At 72.4% G+C, this 17,321-nt stretch carries 15 protein-coding genes; 6 read left to right on the top strand and 9 right to left on the bottom strand.

Translation table 11 applies throughout. The annotated features are described in order from the left end of the window. Nucleotides 1–160: 160 nt before the first annotated feature. The 4 genes from Q6349_RS11585 to Q6349_RS11570 form a co-directional block, all read right to left on the bottom strand. A complete protein-coding gene (locus Q6349_RS11585; RefSeq protein WP_171248082.1) occupies nt 161–1,867 on the bottom strand; it encodes a cytochrome bc complex cytochrome b subunit in 1,707 nt (568 codons plus the stop codon). Beyond that, nucleotides 1,864–2,913, bottom strand: coding sequence for a ubiquinol-cytochrome c reductase iron-sulfur subunit (locus Q6349_RS11580; RefSeq protein ID WP_304604208.1), 1,050 nt, complete (start codon nt 2,911–2,913; stop codon nt 1,864–1,866). Before Q6349_RS11580 ends, Q6349_RS11585 begins: the two co-directional genes overlap by 4 nt. Next, complete coding sequence (locus Q6349_RS11575) at nt 2,910–3,692, bottom strand: c-type cytochrome (protein ID WP_171248084.1); 783 nt, start codon at nt 3,690–3,692, stop codon at nt 2,910–2,912. Before Q6349_RS11575 ends, Q6349_RS11580 begins: the two co-directional genes overlap by 4 nt. Nucleotides 3,693–3,762: 70 nt before the next feature. Next, the gene (locus Q6349_RS11570; RefSeq protein ID WP_171248085.1) at nt 3,763–4,416 is read right to left on the bottom strand and encodes a heme-copper oxidase subunit III; all 654 of its coding nucleotides are present in this window, start codon (nt 4,414–4,416) and stop codon (nt 3,763–3,765) included. Between the two features lie 203 nt (nt 4,417–4,619). On the opposite strand from Q6349_RS11570, the gene Q6349_RS11565 reads away from it, so the two are divergent. Beyond that, entirely contained in the window at nt 4,620–5,009 is a 390-nt protein-coding gene (locus tag Q6349_RS11565; protein ID WP_171248086.1) for a response regulator transcription factor, read from the top strand. A 38-nt stretch (nt 5,010–5,047) separates the two neighbouring features. Further along, nucleotides 5,048–6,112: an anthranilate phosphoribosyltransferase gene (gene trpD, locus Q6349_RS11560; protein ID WP_304604207.1), complete on the top strand. Its 1,065-nt coding sequence runs from the start codon at nt 5,048–5,050 to the stop codon at nt 6,110–6,112. A 30-nt stretch (nt 6,113–6,142) separates the two neighbouring features. On the opposite strand, the gene Q6349_RS11555 is transcribed toward trpD, so the two are convergent. The 3 genes from Q6349_RS11555 to Q6349_RS11545 all read right to left on the bottom strand — a co-directional run bounded on the left by Q6349_RS11555 (nt 6,143) and on the right by Q6349_RS11545 (nt 10,086). Beyond that, nucleotides 6,143–6,424 (bottom strand): Lrp/AsnC family transcriptional regulator, encoded by a 282-nt coding sequence (locus Q6349_RS11555; protein WP_171248088.1) that lies wholly within the window; start codon nt 6,422–6,424, stop codon nt 6,143–6,145. After that, entirely contained in the window at nt 6,418–8,181 is a 1,764-nt protein-coding gene (locus tag Q6349_RS11550) for a DEDD exonuclease domain-containing protein (protein WP_304604206.1), read from the bottom strand. The genes Q6349_RS11555 and Q6349_RS11550 overlap by 7 nt, the downstream gene beginning before the upstream one ends. A gap of 93 nt (nt 8,182–8,274) precedes the next feature. Beyond that, nucleotides 8,275–10,086, bottom strand: coding sequence for a long-chain fatty acid--CoA ligase (locus tag Q6349_RS11545; RefSeq protein WP_304604205.1), 1,812 nt, complete (start codon nt 10,084–10,086; stop codon nt 8,275–8,277). A 217-nt stretch (nt 10,087–10,303) separates the two neighbouring features. Between Q6349_RS11545 and Q6349_RS11540 the strand changes: the two genes are divergently transcribed. After that, nucleotides 10,304–11,248 carry an ROK family glucokinase gene (locus Q6349_RS11540; protein WP_171248091.1) on the top strand — a complete coding sequence of 315 codons (945 nt, stop codon included), beginning with the start codon at nt 10,304–10,306 and terminating at the stop codon, nt 11,246–11,248. A gap of 22 nt (nt 11,249–11,270) precedes the next feature. Here the strand turns inward: Q6349_RS11540 and Q6349_RS11535 are convergent, their stop codons facing one another. After that, complete coding sequence (locus Q6349_RS11535) at nt 11,271–11,801, bottom strand: hypothetical protein (RefSeq protein ID WP_304604204.1); 531 nt, start codon at nt 11,799–11,801, stop codon at nt 11,271–11,273. 42 nt (nt 11,802–11,843) lie between these two features. On the opposite strand from Q6349_RS11535, the gene Q6349_RS11530 reads away from it, so the two are divergent. The 3 genes from Q6349_RS11530 to Q6349_RS11520 all read left to right on the top strand — a co-directional run bounded on the left by Q6349_RS11530 (nt 11,844) and on the right by Q6349_RS11520 (nt 15,282). Continuing rightward, the gene (locus Q6349_RS11530) at nt 11,844–12,602 is read left to right on the top strand and encodes a 1-acyl-sn-glycerol-3-phosphate acyltransferase (protein ID WP_304604203.1); all 759 of its coding nucleotides are present in this window, start codon (nt 11,844–11,846) and stop codon (nt 12,600–12,602) included. Nucleotides 12,603–12,676: 74 nt separating this feature from the next. Beyond that, nucleotides 12,677–13,903 carry a pyrophosphate--fructose-6-phosphate 1-phosphotransferase gene (locus Q6349_RS11525; protein WP_304604202.1) on the top strand — a complete coding sequence of 409 codons (1,227 nt, stop codon included), beginning with the start codon at nt 12,677–12,679 and terminating at the stop codon, nt 13,901–13,903. Nucleotides 13,904–13,917: 14 nt separating this feature from the next. Then, the gene (locus tag Q6349_RS11520) at nt 13,918–15,282 is read left to right on the top strand and encodes a class II 3-deoxy-7-phosphoheptulonate synthase (RefSeq protein WP_304604201.1); all 1,365 of its coding nucleotides are present in this window, start codon (nt 13,918–13,920) and stop codon (nt 15,280–15,282) included. Here Q6349_RS11520 and pknB read toward each other — a convergent pair. Then, nucleotides 15,269–17,299 (bottom strand): Stk1 family PASTA domain-containing Ser/Thr kinase, encoded by a 2,031-nt coding sequence (gene pknB, locus Q6349_RS11515; protein WP_304604200.1) that lies wholly within the window; start codon nt 17,297–17,299, stop codon nt 15,269–15,271. The genes Q6349_RS11520 and pknB overlap by 14 nt on opposite strands. Between the last annotated feature and the right edge of the window lie 22 nt (nt 17,300–17,321).

The raw sequence follows: 17,321 nt of genomic DNA, 5'->3' as shown, positions 1-17,321 counted from the left end.
TCAGGCCGCACGACACCCGGTGGGCGTGCGCGGCGTGTTCTCGTCGTCCCGGTGGGTCGGCCGTGCCGACCCCCGGTGCAGGATAGACAGAGACCCGCGCACCCTGCCCGCCGGAGCGGGCGATGGGTGCGCGGGTCTCTGTCGCGACCTGGCAGGAGTCTCAGCGCTCCCGCTCGACGCTCTCCGCCCCCGTGGTGACCTCGGGGGACTTCCTCTCGGCAGCGATCTCGTCGTGCTCGCCGTGCGAGTGCGCGGCGGCGAGCTCGGCCGGGGTCACCGGCTCGACGCGGTCCTCGTAGAAGAACCGGGACAGACGCTGCCAGCGCTTGTCCTTCTGGTAGCCCTTGCGCTTGACGCCGCGGGCGTCGGTCGCGGGCTCGATCTCCAGCGGCTTGTGCGCCGTGTAGTTGACGCGCAGCCAGCGCTCCTGCTCGTCCAGCGGACGGTGGACCTCGATGTACTCGCCGTTGGCGAACCGCACGATCCGACCGGTCTCGTGACCGTGGAGCACGAGCTCGCGGTCCTTGCGCTGCAGGCCGAGGCAGATGCGCTTGGTGATCAAGAACGCGAGGACCGGACCGACGAAGAACAGGATGCGGAACGCCCAGGTGATCTGGTTGATCGACATCCCGAAGTGCGTCGCGATGAGGTCGTTCGAGCCGGCGAGCGCCAGGATGATGAACGCGGTCAGGAACCCGACGCCCAGCCCGGTGCGGACCGGGACGTTGCGCGGACGGTCCAGCACGTGGTGCTCGCGCTTGTCACCGGTGACCTTGGCCTCGACGAACGGGTACGCGAACAGGAACAGGAACAGCAGGGTCGGGATGACCACGGCCGGGATCAGCACGTTGAGCGACAACGTGTAGCCGAAGATGACCCACTCCATGCCGGCACCCGGCATGAGGCGTAGCGATCCCTCGAGGAACAGCATGTACCAGTCGGGCTGCGCGCCGGCGCCGACGGGGGAGGGGTCGTACGGTCCGTAGTTCCAGACGTTGTTGATGCTCATCGTGGCACCCATCAGGGCGAGGATGCCGAAGACGATGAAGAAGTTGCCGCCCATCTTGGCGATGTACACCGGGAACAGCGGGTAGCCGACGACGTTCTTGTCGGTGCGGCCGCCGCCCGGGTACTGCGTGTGCTTGTGCAGCACCATGAGGAACAGGTGCACGCCGATGAGGGCGAGGATCAGGGCCGGCACCAGCAGGATGTGCACGGTGAACAGCCGCGGGATGATCTGGTCGCCCGGGAACTCCCCGCCGAAGACGAAGTACGACATGTACGAGCCGATCACCGGGATCGACTTGATGACGCCGTCGGTGATGCGCAGGCCGTTGCCGGAGAGCACGTCGTCCGGCAGCGAGTAGCCGGAGAACCCGGCGGCCAGGCCCAGGATCAGCAGCACGGTGCCGACGAGCCAGTTGATCTCACGCGGCTTGCGGAACGCACCGGTGAAGAACACGCGCATCATGTGCACGACGATCGCGGCCATGAAGATCAGCGCAGCCCAGTGGTGGATCTGCCGCATGAGCAGACCGCCGCGGACCTCGAAGGAGAGGTCCAGCGTCGAGGCGAACGCCACCGACATCAGCTGCCCCTGCATCGTCTCCGGCCCGGCGCCGTGGTACTCCTCGAGCGCCATCGAGGGGTCGAAGAACATCGTCAGGAACACGCCCGTCAGCAGCAGCACGACGAACGAGAAGAGGGCGATCTCGCCCAGCATGAACGACCAGTGGTCCGGGAAGACCTTGCGCGCGAACTCCTTGACGGCGCCACCGACGCTGGTGCGCTGGTCGAGGTAGTCCGCGGCCTTGCCGGCCGGGGTGGTCGGAGCGCCGCTGTTGGACGCGGTGGTGTCGGTGCTCACTTCAGTCGCTCCCAGAAACTCGGTCCGACGGGCTCGGCGAAGTCGTCCTGCGCGATGAGGTAGCCCTCGTCGTCGACCGTGATCGGCAGCTGGGGCAGCGGCCGGTTCGCCGGTCCGAAGACGACCTTCGCGCCATCGGCCATGTCAAATGTCGACTGGTGGCACGGGCAGAGCAGGTGATGAGTCTGCTGCTCGTACAGCGCCACCGGGCATCCGACGTGGGTACAGATCTTCGAGTATGCCACGATCCCGTCGTACGACCAGGTCTGCCCCTCGGGGGACTGGTCGGAGCGCAGGTCCTCCGGGTTGAGCCGGACGAGCAGGACGACGGCCTTGGCCTTCTCGGTGATCCATTCGTGCGACTCCATGTACTCCTGAGGGACCTCAGGGATGACGTGGGCCGCGGAACCGACGGTGAGGTCGGCAGCTCGGATGGGGCGTCCCGTGGGGTCGTAGGCGAGGCGCGTGCCCCGCTCCCACAGGGTGTGCCGGAACTTGGAGATGTTCCAGTCGCCGCCGACGCTGGAGATCAGCGGGACGGCGAAGGTCAGGGGGAACAGGGCGAGCGCGGAGACCGCGGCACCCTTGAGCACGCCGCGGCGGGCGATCCCGGAGTCCTCGACGCCGTCCGTGAGGTGCTGGACGGCGACCTCGCGCACCTCGGGCGACGAGGCGAGCTCGTGCCGCTCGTCGACGTGCTCGTGGTCGCTCATGAGCGACTTGGACCAGTGGATCGCCGCGATGCCGATTCCCAGCAGGGAGATCGCCATGGTGACGCCCAGCGCGATCGTCGACAGGCGGACGCCCTCGGTGGTGCCGTCGGGACGGACCGCGAAGTAGGCCACGATGCTGCCGATGGCGCCGAGGCACGAGATGGCGAACAGCAGCACCACGAGGCGCTCGTTGCGCCGGCGGGCCGCCGGGTCGGTGTCGGTCAGCCGCAGCTTGTGGGCGGGGACGCCGGGGTCGGTGAAACGCTCCGGGTCCTGGGCGCCCGACGTCGTGGTGACGTCGCGGCCGGGGGTGGGGTTCTGGTTCTCGCTCACGAGGACTTCGCTCCGATCCACACAGCGGCACCGATCATCAGCCCGAGGCCGACGACCCATGCCCACACGCCTTCACTCACGGGGCCGAGCGACCCGAGGGTCAGCCCGCCGGCCGACCCGTCGCGCTGCTCGAGCAGGTACGCGATGATGTCCCGCTTCTCGTCGGGCGTGATGTTGGCGTCGTTGAAGACCGGCATCGACTGCGGGCCGGTCAGCATGGCCTGATAGATGTTCCGCTCCGAGACCTCGTAGAGCGGCGGGGCCCACTTGCCCTCGGACAGCGCACCGCCGGCGCCGACGGCGTTGTGGCACATCGCGCAGTTGGTGCGGAACAGCAGGGCGCCGTTGGAGGCGTCGCCCTCGGCCCCGTCGACCTGCTCGTCGGTCGGGATCGCGGGACCCGCGCCCAGCGAGGCGACGTAGGCGGCGAGCTGCGCGGTCTGCTCCTCGGTCATCTGCGGGGGCTTCTGCGGAGCCTGCGGACCGTTCGCCTGCATCGGCATCCGGCCCGTCGAGACCTGGAAGTCCACGGACGCCGCGCCCACGCCCACCAGGGACGGGGCCTGGGAGGTGCCCTCGGCGTTCGGGCCGTGGCAGGTGGCGCAGTTGGCCTGGAAGAGGCGGTCGCCCTCTTCGACGTCGTTCGCTGTGCTGGCGGTGTCGGCCGTGGCAGGGCTCGGCGCCAGGACGGCGTACACGCCGCCCGTGAGCAGCAGCGCCAGCAGCATCAGCACGACCGGGGCGGCCCGGTGGTGCCGGCGGGCGGCGAGTGCCTTCACGTAAATGTCCTCGTCTCGAAGGTGGATGGTTCGGGGGCGTCGGCCCGGCGACGGCGCCGGGCCGGAGGGATCACTTCAGGACGTAGATCACCAGGAACAGGGCGATCCACACGACGTCGACGAAGTGCCAGTAGTAGGAGACCACGAGGCCCGTGGTCACCTCGTGGTGGGTGAACCGCTTGGCGCGGAAGGACCGGCCGAGCAGGAAGAGGAAGGCGATGAGGCCGCCGATCACGTGCAGGCCGTGGAACCCGGTGGCCAGGTAGAACACGGAGCCGTAGGCGCTGGAGGAGATCGTCAGGCCGTGCTCGACCAGCTCGGCGTACTCGAAGATCTGGCCGGCGATGAAGAAGGAGCCCATGAGGTAGGTCAGGGTCATCCACTCGTTCATGCCCCACTTGCCCACCTGGAGCAGCGAGCCGGTGCGCACGGGCTGGAAGCGCTCGGCGGCCCAGACACCCAGCTGGCAGGTGACCGAGGACAGCACCAGGACGGTCGTGTTGATCAGCGGGAAGGTGAAGCTGACCATGTCGGCCTGCGCGGCCCACTCCTCCTCGGGCAACACGGATCGCACCGTGAAGTACATCGCGAAGAGGCCCGCGAAGAACATGAGCTCGCTGGCGAGCCACACGATCGTCCCGACCGAGACGGTGTTCGGTCGGTTCACGGTCACGTGCTGATGGGCGTGGGGGGCAGCAGCCGTTGCGGTCGACACGCGATCCATTATGGCCGACGTGCGGGAGGTTCGAGGACCATCACGACGGTTTCGGTGGAGACGACCACCACGAAATCTGCAGAAACGGGCGGCCAAGGGCCCAGATCGTGACGGATGGCAGGACAGTGCCACGAAAAGACCACGACATCGTGCTGACCGAGGTGACGGACCTGTGCCACGATGCCACCAAACGACTGCGAAAGGGATGCTCGATGACGAACGGCCCCCGGGTGCTGCTGTACAGCGACGACCGCACGGTGCGCGAGCAGGTGCGCCTCGCCGTCGGACCTCGTCTGGGGGCCGACGCGCCGCCGATCGAGTGGACCGAGACCGCCACCGCCCCGGCCGTGACCTCCGCCGTCACCTCCGGACGGTTCGACCTGCTGGTGCTGGACGGCGAGGCCGACAAGGCCGGCGGGATGGGGCTGTGCCGGCAGCTCAAGAACGAGGTCTACGACTGCCCGCCCGTCGTGGTGCTGACCGGCCGGCCCGACGACGCCTGGCTGGCATCATGGTCGCTCGCGGACGCCGTCGTGCCGCGCCCGCTCGAGCCCTTCGCGGTGCAGCGCACCGTCGCCGACGCGTTGGCCCGGGCGGCCTGACCTTCTCGTTCGACCGCGTACCCCCGGAGAGGACCGCCGTGCCCACCAGCGACCCCACCGTCCCCACCTGGCCCGGCGTGCTCTCCGCACTCGTCGCGGGCCACGACCTCAGCGCCGAGGAGACCTCCTGGGCGATGGACGAGGTCATGTCGGGCGAGGTGCCGCCGGCCCGCCTGGCCGGTTTCCTGGTGGGCCTGCGGGCCAAGGGGGAGACGGCCGCCGAGCTCACCGGGCTCGCCGACGCGATGCTCGCGCACGCCACGCGCATCGAGGTCCCGGGCCCGTCGGTCGACCTCGTGGGCACGGGCGGGGACCGCCACCACACCGTCAACATCTCCACGATGGCCGCCGTCGTCGTGGCCGGGACCGGCACGCGCGTGGTCAAGCACGGCAACCGCGCCGCCTCCTCCTCGTCCGGGTCGGCCGACGTCCTCGAGGCGCTCGGCGTGCGGCTCGACCAGCCGGCCGAGCGGGTCGCGGAGATCGCGCTCGAGGTCGGCATCACCTTCTGCTTCGCCGGGATGTTCCACCCGTCCATGCGTCACGCCGGGACGGCGCGGCGCGACCTGGGGATCGCGACGGCGTTCAACTTCCTGGGGCCGCTGACCAACCCCGCCCAGCCCGCCGCCACGGCCGTGGGCTGCGCGGACGCGCGGATGGCCCCGCTGATGGCCGGCGTGCTCGCCGCCCGGGGCACGCGTGCTCTGGTGTTCCGCGGCGACGACGGCCTCGACGAGCTCGCCGCCACCGGCGGCGCGGACGTGTGGGAGGTGCGCGACGGCGAGGTGGTCGAGCAGCGCCTCGACGCCGCCGCGGACCTGGGCCTGCGCCGCATCGCGATCGAGGACCTGCGGGGCGGCGACGCCGCGCACAACGCCGAGGTGGCGCGAGCGGTGTTCTCCGGTGCCGACCGCGGCCCCGTGCGCGAGACGGTCCTGCTCAACGCCGCCGCGGCGCTCGTCGCGGACGGGTCGCTGCCCGGCACCGCCGAGGGTTCCCTCGTCGAGCGCCTCGCCGCGGGCACCGCGCATGCCGCACGCAGCGTCGACGAGGGCGGCGCGGCCGACGTGCTCGCGCGGTGGGTCGAGGCCACGCAGCACTGAGGACCCGGGACCCGCGGGGGCCCGCGCCGGTCAGTCGTCCAGGCCGAGGGCGAAGGCCTGCTCGAGGTCCAGGTGCGAGTACGCGCGGAACGCGATGAGCGTCTCGGTACGCAGCACGCCCGGGACCTTGCTGATCCCGTCGGCGATGACGTCGGAGAGAGCGTCGTGCTCCTTCACCCGGACCATCGCCACGAGGTCCGCCTTGCCGGTGACCGAGTAGACCTCGCTCACGCCGGGCAGGTCGGTGACGCGGGACGCGACCTCGGGGATCTGGTCGGCGGCGGTGTCGATCAGCACGATGGCGGTCAGCATGCGGCCATCGTATCGGCGGCCTCGCCCACGGCCAGCGCGACCGTGGCCGCCACGTCGTCGAGATCGGCGTGCGCGACGGCGGACCGGACCGGGCACGTCCACGGGTCCGAGACGTCGACCAGGCGGACGTCGGGCTGGTCGAGCCAGTCCAGGATCAGCGCCGCCTCCTCGGGATGGCACGCCGGGGCCGGCGGCGTCGGCGCGTCGACGACCTCCGCCGTGGCCCGCAGGGCGTGCACGACGGGCCAGGGGTCCTCGCCGGCGCCGGTGACCGCCGTCGCGGCCAGCCGGGCGTGCCGCACCACGACCAGCTCCCAGCCGCCCGCGGGCGTCGGCCGACCGGCGACGAGCTCCGCGCACCGGCTCAGCGGGTCCAGCCGCTGGGCACGCGCCGCGCCGCCGACGAAGGCACGCAGCCGGGCCGTGACCTGCCCGGCCTCCTCGAACCGTTCCTGGGCGGCCAGGCGGGCGACCCGTTCGCCGAGGGCCCGCACCACGACCCCGGGGTCACCGGTCAGCGCCGCGGTCGCCTCCGCCACGACGGCGGCGTAGCCGACGTCGGGCGTCTCGACGGCGGTGCAGGGCGCCGAGCACTGGTCCAGCCCGGCCAGCGCGCACGGGCTGCGTCGTTCCCGGGCCACCAGGGGCAGGCGCTGCGTGCACTGGCGCAGGCTGAGGGCGTCGTGCACGGCCTCGACGGCGGCCGACGCCGTGCGGCGCGAGGTGAACGGGCCGATGTGGGGCGCGTCGCCGCGCACCTCGGATACCACCGAGAGCCGGGGGTAGGCCTCGTCGGTCAGGCGGACCCACGACCGTCGCTCGGGGTGCTTGGACCGGCGGTTGTAGCGCGGGGCGTGCTCCGCGATGAGGCGGAGCTCGCGCACCCGGGCCTCCAACGGCGTCGCGCACACGACCGGCGTCACGGCGTGGGCGATCCGCACCATCTCGGTCATGCGCCGGCGCTTCTCGGCGGCGGTGAAGTAGGACCGCACGCGCTGACGGATGTTGGTCGAGGTGCCGACGTAGAGCACCTCGTCGTCCGGTCCCCGGAACAGGTACACGCCGGGGGAGGAGGGCAGGCCGTCGGCGAGGGTGGCCTTGCGCCGCACGTCCGCCGGCACCGGGTCGGACGCGGTGGCCAGGTCCTCCAGGTGGGTCACGCCGAGCGGGGCGAGCCGCTCGAGCAGGCCGTGCAGCACGTCCACCGTCGCGCGGGCGTCGGCGAGCGCGCGGTGGTCGGGGGAGGTGCCGGCCCGGAACAGCGCCGCGAGCGTGGACAGCTTGTGGTTGCGGGCCTCGTCGCGCGTCACGACGCGCCGGGCCAGCGGGAGAGTGTCGACGACGGCGAAACCCGGCCAGGCGTAGCCCAGCTCGGCGCAGGCCGCCCGCAGGAAGCCGATGTCGAACGGGGCGTTGTGCGCCACGAGCACGGCGTCGTGCGCGAACTCCAGGAAGCTGGGCAGGACGAGGTCGGGGTCCGGTGCGGTCGCGACCATCGTGGTGGTGATGCCCGTCAGGCGGGCCACGAACGCCGGGACCGGCCGCCCGGGGTTGACCAACGACTGGAACTCGCCGAGCACCTCGCCGCCACGGACCTTGACCGCGCCGATCTCGGTGATCCCGGCGTCGTCGGCACGGCTGCCCGTGGTCTCCAGGTCGACGACGACGAAGGTGACGTCCTGCAGCGGGGTCCCCAGGTCGGCGAACGACGGCTGGACGCTCGTCCCCGGCTGCCCACGGGTGGACGTGATCGACATGGCGGGGACGCTAGCGGCCGCCACCGACAGCAGGTCGGGGCGGCGGTGCCGACGGTGGGGCCGGGCCGGCGAGGTGCCGGCCCGGCCGCACGGTCAGGCGGGGGACTGCGTGCGCGTGTCCTGGTAGAGGGAGTCGATGTCGGCGGAGAAGTCGTCGAGCACGACGTTGCGCCGGACCTTCATCGAGGGCGTGAGGTAGCCGTTCTCGACGGTGAGGTCCTCGGGCAGCACCGAGAACTTGCGGATCGACTCGGCGCGCGAGACCGCCTCGTTGGCCCGCGTGACGGCGTGGTCGAGCGCGGCCAGCACGTCCGGGTCCGACTTGGCCTCCTCGACCGACAGGGTCGGCTTGTCGTGCATCTTGCACCAGCCGGGCAGGCCGTCCGGGTCGAGGGTGATCAGCGCACCGATGAACGGGCGGTTGTCACCGACGACCACGCACTGGCTCACCAGCGCGTGGGCGCGGATGCGGTCCTCCAGCTCGGCGGGGGCGACGTTCTTGCCGCCCGCGGTCACGATGATCTCCTTCTTGCGACCGGTGATCCGCAGGAAGCCGTCGTCGTCCAGCGAGCCGAGGTCACCGGTGCGGAACCATTCGCCGTCGAACGACTCCGCGGTCGCCTCGGCGTTGTCGTGGTAGCCCTTGAACACCTGCACGCCGCGCAGCATGATCTCGCCGTCCTCGGCGATCTTGACCCCGCAGCCCGGCAGCTGTTCCCCGACGGAGCCGATGCGGTTGTTGCTGGGTCGGTTGACGGAGGTCGGGGCCGTCGTCTCGGTGAGGCCGTAGCCCTCGATGATCGTCAGCCCGATGCCGCGGAAGAAGTGGCCGAGCCGCTCGCCCAGCGGGCCGCCGCCGGAGACGGCGTAGCGGGCCTCGCCGCCCAGCGCCGCGCGCAGCTTCTTGTAGACCAGCCGGTCCGCGACCGTGTGCTGCAGGTTCAGCCAGAACGAGGGGCCGCCGGTGTCCTGCGCGCGGGACCACTCGATGGCCGTGGCGGTCGCCCAGTGGAAGATCTTGAGCTTGCCGCCGGCCGCGGCCTTCTGCTCGGCCGAGTTGTAGACCTTCTCGAAGACGCGCGGGACCGCGAGCACATAGGTGGGCTTGAACTCCGCCAGGCCCTCGGTGACGGTCTTGGTGTCGCCCCAGTGGCCGAGCACGGTGCCGCCGGCGATGGCGAGCACCTCGACGAACCGGGCGAAGACGTGCGCGAGCGGCAGGAACAGCAGGGTGCGCCCGCCGTCCTGCTCGAAGACCTCGGGGAGGGCCGCGACGGCGTTCTTCGTGAGCAGCGCGAAGTTGCCGTGCGTGAGCTCGGCGCCCTTGGGCCGCCCGGTGGTCCCGGAGGTGTAGATGATGGTGGCGACGTCGTCGAGCTGCGCGACGGCCCGGCGGCGCTCGATCTCGGCGTCCTCGACCTCCGCGCCGGCGGCGGTGAGCTCGGCGATGGCGCCGTCCTCGAGGGAGAGGACGGCGTGCAGCGTGGGGGCCGAGGCCTGCACCTGCTTGACGGTGTCGGCCATCTCGGCGTCCTCGGCCACCACGAGGGTGGTGCCGGAGTCGGTGACGATCCACTCGACCTGGTCCCGCGAGGACGTCTCGTAGATCGGCACGGCGACGGCGCCGGCCGCCCAGGCCGCGAAGTCGAGCAGGGTCCACTCGTACCGCGTGTGCGACATGATCCCGACGGCCTGGCCCGGCTGGACGCCCTTGGCGACCAGACCCTTCGCGACCGCCACGACCTGCGCGTCGAACTCCGTGCCGCTCACCTTCTCCCAACCGGACGGCCCGGGGCGCTCGAGCACCGTCGCCGAGGGGTCGGGGGAGATCCGGTCGGCGAGCAGGGTGTTCAGGTTGTAGGTGGGGGGCAGCTCAACGAGCTGCGGTGTGGTGGTCTCGTCCATGGCTGACTCCAGTGGCAGGGATGTCCGACGGAGCGTCACGATACCGCGTCGCAAGGCCTGCGTGGGCCATCTCCGGTCACCAGTCGGACGGTGCGTGCGGCGGTCGCGGAGGTCGGTAGGCTGTCCCCGGCGCGACGGAGCGCGCCTCCACCCGGCGTCGGTGCGGCTCACCGGGCCGTGCGACGTCCCCCCGACGAGCGAACGTGAGGTCGTACGCATGCACGCCATCGGAGTCGACATCGGCGGAACCAAGATCGCCGTCGGCGTCGTGGACGAGGCCGGGCGCATCCTGGCGAAGGTCCGGCGGGACACCGTCGCCGACGACGTCGCGAGCATCGACCGTGCGATCGCGGACGCGTGCACCGAGCTGGCCCGGGAGCACGAGGTCGGTGCGATCGGCCTGGCCGCGGCCGGTTTCGTCAGCCCCGACCGGTCCTCGGTGCTGTTCGCGCCGAACATCGCCTGGCGCGAGTACCCGTTGGCGCAGCGCGTCGGCGACCTGCTGGACCTGGACGTCCCGGTCGTCGTGGAGAACGACGCGAACGCGGCCGGCTGGGCGGAGTTCCGCTTCGGTGCGGCCCGGGCCGCCACCGACATGATCATGCTGACCGTCGGGACGGGGCTCGGTGGCGCCGTCGTCGTCGACCGCGAGCTCGTGCGCGGCAAGTGGGGCGTGGCCGCCGAGGTCGGGCACATGCGGGTGGTGCCGGGCGGGCACTACTGCGGCTGCGGCCACGAGGGCTGCTGGGAGCAGTACGCCTCGGGGTCGGCCCTCGTGCGCGACGCCCGGCAGGCGGCGGTGGCCAACCGTGACGCCGCCGCGCGCCTGCTGGAGCTGGCCGGCGGCGACCGCGAGGCCATCCAGGGCCCGCACGTGACGCAGGCGGCCCAGGAGGGCGACCCGCTGGCGATCGACCTGCTCGCGAACCTCGGGCGCTGGATCGGCGAGGGCGCCGCGTCCGTCGCCGCCCTGCTGGACCCGGAGCTGTTCGTGATCGGCGGCGGTGTCGGCGCCGCCGGTGACCTGCTGCTGCTGCCGATCCGCAAGGCCTACGAGGCGCAGCTCTCGGCGCTGGGCCACCGGCCCGTCGCCCAGGTCGAGCTCGCCCAGCACGCCAACGAGGCCGGCATCGTGGGCGCGGCCGACCTGGCCCGACGCTGACGCCGGCGGTCCGGGCGCGGTCTCAGACGACCGCGCCGGGGCCGTCGTCCTCGGGGTCGCGCCGGGCCGGCATGCGCCAGACCAGCACCGCGACGGCGGCGACGAACGCCCCGCCGGCGGCCGGACCCAGCCAGCCGGGCACGACGAGCTGGGCGAGCATCGCGCGCAGGACGACGCTGAGCACGGTGAGCACCGGCACCGCGACGACCACGGTCCAGGCGAGGGTGAGCAGCGGGTCGCGGTGGGTGATCGGCCCCGGGTCCGGCGGCACGAAGTGCGACTCAGTCTCTTCGAGCGCCTCGACCTCGGGGGAGGCCGGCCAGTCCCGGGGGCCGGCCGCCCGCGCGACGGGCGCCGACGGCGCGTCGTCGTCGGTCGGTTCCGGGTCGGTCACCGTCTCCGACGCCGTCCCGCCGACGGTCTCCTCGGGTCGTCCGAGGTCGCGCCCCGACTGCTCCACGTCGCCGAGTCGTGCGACGATATCCGTCCAACGGGCGTCGACGTCGGCGTCCGGGAGGTCGTCCGGATCCGCGTCCCGGTTCGATGAGGCCATGGGAACACTCTATTGTCGTCGGTGACGCCGCGAGGAGGACCGTTGTTCTACTGGGTGATGAAGCACGTGCTGGTCGGACCGGTGCTGCGCATGGCCTTCCGCCCGTGGACCCGTGGTGTGGACAACCTGCCCAGCACCGGCGGTGCGATCCTGGCCAGCAACCACCTCGCCGTCATCGACTCCTTCGTGCTGCCGCTGGTGCTGGACCGGCAGGTGAAGTTCCTCGGCAAGTCGGACTACTTCACCGGCAGCGGGCTGCGCGGCCGGCTGGTGGCCGGGTTCATGCGCGGGGTCGGCACCATCCCGGTGGACCGGTCGGGCGGCAAGGCGAGCGAGGCCGCGCTGCGGACCGGTCTGCGCGTGCTGTCCGAGGGCGAGCTCTTCGGGATCTACCCCGAGGGCACCCGCAGCCCCGACGGCCGCCTCTACCGTGGCAAGACGGGGGTGGCCCGGCTGGCCCTGGAGTCCGGCGCGCCCGTGGTGCCCGTGGCGATGGTCGGGACCGACGTCGCCCAGCCCCTGGGCAAGGTGCTGCCCAAGCCGATGCCCATCGGCGTCGTCATCGGCGAGCCCCTGGACTTCAGCCGGTACCGCGGCATGGAGAACGACCGGTTCGTCCTGCGCGCCGTCACCGACGAGATCGTGTACGCGATCCTGCGCCTGAGCGAGCAGGAGTACGTCGACGTCTACGCGGCCACGGCCAAGGCCCGCATCGCCCAGGGCCTGCCGGTCGACCCGACGCCGGGCAGCTCGGCGTCGGAGCGGGGGCCCGCCACGGACGGGGACCGACCCGAGCGCTGAGACGGGGCCGCGGGGGCGTGACGGCCCTCGTAGGATGGGGAGCGCTGTTCATCCCCTAGGAGAGGTTGCTCCTCATGTCGGTCCGTCGTGTGGCCCTGCTGACCGCCGGTGGTTTCGCCCCGTGCCTGTCCTCCGCGGTCGGTGGCCTCATCGAGCGCTACAACGAGCTCGACCCCTCGATCGAGATCATCGCCTACCAGTACGGCTACCACGGCCTGCTCACCGGCACGAAGATCGAGGTCGGTGCGGAGGCGCGCCGCCAGGCCGGCATCCTGCACCGCTTCGGCGGCTCGCCGATCGGCAACTCGCGCGTGAAGCTGACCAACGCGGCCGACTGCGTCAAGCGCGGCCTCGTCCAGGAGGGTCAGGACCCGCTGCACGTCGCCGCGGAGCAGCTCAAGGCCGACGGCGTGGACGTCCTGCACACCATCGGCGGCGACGACACGAACACGACCGCCGCGGACCTCGCCGCCTACCTGCACGAGAACGACTACGAGCTCACCGTCGTCGGTCTGCCCAAGACCATCGACAACGACGTGGTGCCGATCAAGCAGTCGCTCGGCGCCTGGACCGCCGCCGAGGAGGCGGCCGGGTTCGCCGCCAACGTCATCGGCGAGCACCGCTCCGGCCCGCGCATGCTCATCGTGCACGAGGTCATGGGCCGCCACTGCGGCTGGCTGACGGCCGCCGCCGCCGCGGAGTACCGCAAGTGGCTCGACGCCCAGGAGTTCGCCCCGGCCCTCGGCCTCACCCGCGAGCGCTGGGACGTGCACGCGGTGTTCGTGCCCGAGCTGGCCATCGACATCGATGCCGAGGCCGAGCGCCTCAAGACGGTCATGGACACCCACGGCAACGTCAACATCTTCCTGTCCGAGGGGGCGGGCATGCACGAGATCGTCGCCCAGCTCGAGGCGGCCGGCGAGGAGGTCCAGCGCGACCCGTTCGGCCACGTCAAGCTCGACACGATCAACCCGGGCCAGTGGTTCGCCCAGCAGTTCGCCGAGAAGCTGGGCGCCGAGAAGGTCATGGTCCAGAAGTCCGGCTACTACTCGCGTGCCGCGGCAGCGAACGCCGAGGACCTGCGTCTCATCAAGTCGATGACGGACCTGGCGGTCGAGTGCGCCCTGCGCGGCGAGCCCGGCGTCATCGGCCACGACGAGGAGGACGAGGACAGGCTCAAGGCGATCGCGTTCCCGCGCATCGCCGGCGGCAAGGCCTTCGACGTCCACCAGGAGTGGTTCGGCGAGATGCTGGCCGACCTCGGTCAGTCGCTCGTGCCCGCCCAGCCCACCGAGCACTGAGGCGGACGGGCACCATGAGCACCGCCGTCGACGTCGTCGCGCCCGGGACCGACCCCCAGGGCCTGGACCGGTTCCGTGAGCTGGAGGCCCGGCAGCAGCCGGTGTGGCCGGACGCCGACGCCCTGGACGCCGCCGCCGCCCGCCTGGCGGTCGCGGCGCCCCTCGTGGTGCCCGCCGAGGCCGACACGCTCACCGAACGCCTCGCCGCGGCCGGCCGCGGCGAGGCGTTCCTGCTGCAGGGGGGCGACTGCGCCGAGACCTTCGCGGACGCGAACGCCACCCGCATCCGCAACAAGGTGCGCACCATCCTGCAGATGGCCGTCGTCCTCACCCACGGGGCGAGCACCCCCGTGGTGAAGATGGGCCGGCTCGCCGGCCAGTACGCCAAGCCGCGCTCGGCGGACACCGAGACGCGCGACGGCGTCACCCTGCCGTGCTACCGCGGGGACATGGTCAACGGTCACGCGTTCACCCCCGCGTCGCGGATCCCGGACCCCGCCCGCCTCGAGCAGGCGTACCGGATCTCCGCCGCGACGGCCAACGTGGTGCGTGCCTTCACCCAGGGCGGGTACGCCGACCTGCGGCGTGTGCACGAGTGGAACCGCGGCTTCATGGAGAACCCCGCCTACGCGCGCTACGAGCGCACCGCCACGGAGATCGACCGGGCGATCCGGTTCATGGACGCCTGCGGGGCCGACTTCGACGCCCTGCGCACCGTCGAGTTCTTCCTCAGCCACGAGGCGCTCATCCTCGACTACGAACGTGCCCTGACCCGGGTCGACCCCCGGTCCGGCCGCGCCTACGACACCAGCGCGCACTTCCTGTGGATCGGCGAGCGCACCCGGCAGCTCGACGGCGCGCACGTCGAGTTCCTCTCGCACGTCGCCAACCCGGTCGGGGTCAAGCTCGGCCCGACCACGACGGCGGACGACGCGATCGCGCTGGCCGCCCGGCTCAACCCCGACAACACCCCGGGGCGCCTGACGTTCATCACGCGCATGGGCGCCGGCAAGGTGCGCGACGTGCTGCCCGACGTCGTGCGGGGCGTGACCGACGCCGGTCTGGCCGTGACGTGGGTGACCGACCCGATGCACGGCAACACCATCACCTCCGAGAGCGGCTTCAAGACGCGCCGGTTCACCGACGTGCTCGACGAGGTCACCGGGTTCTTCGCCGTGCACCGCGAGCTCGGCACGGTCCCCGGCGGCCTGCACATGGAGCTCACCGGGGACGACGTCACCGAGGTGCTCGGCGGCAGCGAGGAGATCTCCGACGCCGGGCTGGCCGAGCGCTACGAGACGCTCGTCGACCCGCGGCTCAATCACCAGCAGTCGCTCGAGACCGCCTTCCAGGTCGCGGAGATGCTCACCAGACGGTGATCGTCACCGTCGACCCGGCCGGTGCGTCGCCGGTCAGGTCCTGGTCGCGGACCTCGTCGCTGAACGCGGGCAGCCAGCCGCCCAGGAGCCCGTCCACCTCGACCTCGAACCCGGCCTCCTCGAGGGCCGTGGTCGCCTCGCCGGTCGTCATCCCGATCACGTCGGGCACGGCGACCTGCGGCGGGCCCGACGACAGCGTCAGGGTGACGGTGTCCGTGCGGGACGCCGTCTCGCCCTGCTCGGGGTCCTGGCGCAGCACCGTCCCCTCGGCGACCTCCGCCGACGGCTCCGGGTCGGCGTAGGCCGTCCGCAGGCCGAACCCGGCCAGGGCCTCCTCCGCCTCGGCGCCGGTCCGGCCGACGACCTGGGGGACCGTCACGGGAGCCGGTCCGTCCGAGACGGTGAGCGTCACGACGGTGTCGTGCCGCTGCTCGGACCCCTCGGGCACGGAGACGGCCAGGACCCGGCCCTTCGGCGCGCTGTCGTCGTAGGCGCTCTCGACCTGGGTGGTGAAACCCGTGCCCTCCAGCGCCGACCGGGCGTCCTGGCGATCGGCACCCACCAGGTTCTCGGGCACCGTCAGCATGCGCACCCCGAGGGAGACGACCAGCGTCACGGCCCCGTCCTGACTGACCCGGTCGCCGGCCGCGGGGTCGGTCGAGACCACGTCCCCGGCGGGGACCTCGTCGTGGTGGCGTTCCTGGACGGTGGCCTCCAGGCCCCGCGAGGACAGCTCGGTGCGCGCGTCCTCGACGGCGACGCCCGTGAGCCCGGCCGGCACGGTCGTCCACGCGCCGGGGCCGGCGGCGAACCACCACCAGGCGCCGGCACCGAGGCTTCCGAGCAGGAGCAGCACCAGGAGCACGGTGCGCAGGACGGCGCCGCGCCGGTCGGTGCGTCCGCCACCGGTCGGCCCGGTGCTCGGTCCGGTGCTCGGCCCGGTGCGGACCGGGGCCGTCATCGTGTGCGTCGGGGCCACGACGAGGTGCTCGGTCCGGTGGTCCGGCCCGGCGTCCTGGGTGAAGAGCGCGGCCGGGATCGCGTCGACGGCGTCCGAGGGCAGCGCCGACGCCCGCGGCTCGCCGTCCGGCCCGGTGGCGTCGTGCTCGTCGTCGGCCGGCACCGGCAGCACGGGCGGTTCCGCGCGCCGCGTGAGCATCTCGTCATCCAATGCCGCGCGCGCGGCGGCGACCGCGGCGCTCGCCGCCGCGGCGTCCACGGGCCGCTGCTGCGGGTCGCGCTCCGTGAAGGAGGCGACGAGGCGGTCGAGCTCCGGCGGCAGCCAGGGCACGCGTTCCGACGGTGCCGGCAGGTCGTCGTGGACGTGGTGGTAGGCCACGCCGATCGCGGGCTCGCCGGGGTAGGGCACGGTGCCGGTGAGCATCTCGGAGAGCAGGACGCCGACGGCGAACACGTCGGTCGCGGGGCTGGCCCCGCGGGACGCGATGACCTCCGGGGCCAGGTAGGCGACCGTGCCGAGGATGGTCCCGCTGGCGGTCGAGGTCACCTCCGTGACGGCGCGCGCCAGACCGAAGTCGGCGACCTTCACCGAGCCGTCGTGGCCCAGCAGGACGTTCTCGGGCTTGACGTCCCGGTGCACCAGTCCCACGCGGTGGGCCGCGGCGAGCGCGTCCAGCACCCGGGTGGTGACGTCCAGGGCACGGCCCACCGGCAGCGGTCCCTCCAGCAGCGCGGCGCGCAGGTTGCCGCCCTCCACGTACTCCATCGTCAGGTACGAGGTGTCGCCGTCGAGGCCCTGGTCGAAGACGGCGACGACGCCGGGGTGGGACAGCCGGGCCGAGGCGCGCGCCTCGCGGCGGAAGCGCGAGACGAAGCTCGCGCCGTCGACGCCGTCGGCCAGGTGCGGGTGCATCACCTTGAGCGCGACCTCGCGTCCCAGACGCCGGTCGTGCGCCCGGTAGACGGTGGCCATCCCGCCGCGCGCGACGCGCGCGGCGATCTCGTACCGCCCGTCGACCAGGCGGCCGAGCAGGGGATCGGTCGTCGTGGAGGCCACGGGCCGATCCTACGGGGCCTCG

The sequence above is a fragment of the Isoptericola sp. 178 genome, assembly GCF_030586525.1.
Classification (GTDB): Bacteria; Actinomycetota; Actinomycetes; order Actinomycetales; family Cellulomonadaceae; genus Isoptericola; species Isoptericola sediminis.
The sequence above is the reverse complement of the archived record's forward strand: the minus strand, read 5'-3'. Positions and strand labels throughout refer to the sequence as shown.

What these genes read in the sequence shown, in the direction of transcription:
- Q6349_RS11570 (WP_171248085.1), bottom strand. Translation starts at nt 4,416, where the DNA reads ATGGATCGCGTGTCGACCGCAACGGCTGCTGCCCCCCACGCCCATCAG.
- Q6349_RS11565 (WP_171248086.1), top strand. Translation starts at nt 4,620, where the DNA reads ATGACGAACGGCCCCCGGGTGCTGCTGTACAGCGACGACCGCACGGTG.
- Q6349_RS11555 (WP_171248088.1), bottom strand. Translation starts at nt 6,424, where the DNA reads ATGCTGACCGCCATCGTGCTGATCGACACCGCCGCCGACCAGATCCCC.
- Q6349_RS11550 (WP_304604206.1), bottom strand. Translation starts at nt 8,181, where the DNA reads ATGTCGATCACGTCCACCCGTGGGCAGCCGGGGACGAGCGTCCAGCCG.
- Q6349_RS11545 (WP_304604205.1), bottom strand. Translation starts at nt 10,086, where the DNA reads ATGGACGAGACCACCACACCGCAGCTCGTTGAGCTGCCCCCCACCTAC.
- Q6349_RS11540 (WP_171248091.1), top strand. Translation starts at nt 10,304, where the DNA reads ATGCACGCCATCGGAGTCGACATCGGCGGAACCAAGATCGCCGTCGGC.
- Q6349_RS11535 (WP_304604204.1), bottom strand. Translation starts at nt 11,801, where the DNA reads ATGGCCTCATCGAACCGGGACGCGGATCCGGACGACCTCCCGGACGCC.
- Q6349_RS11525 (WP_304604202.1), top strand. Translation starts at nt 12,677, where the DNA reads ATGTCGGTCCGTCGTGTGGCCCTGCTGACCGCCGGTGGTTTCGCCCCG.
- Q6349_RS11520 (WP_304604201.1), top strand. Translation starts at nt 13,918, where the DNA reads ATGAGCACCGCCGTCGACGTCGTCGCGCCCGGGACCGACCCCCAGGGC.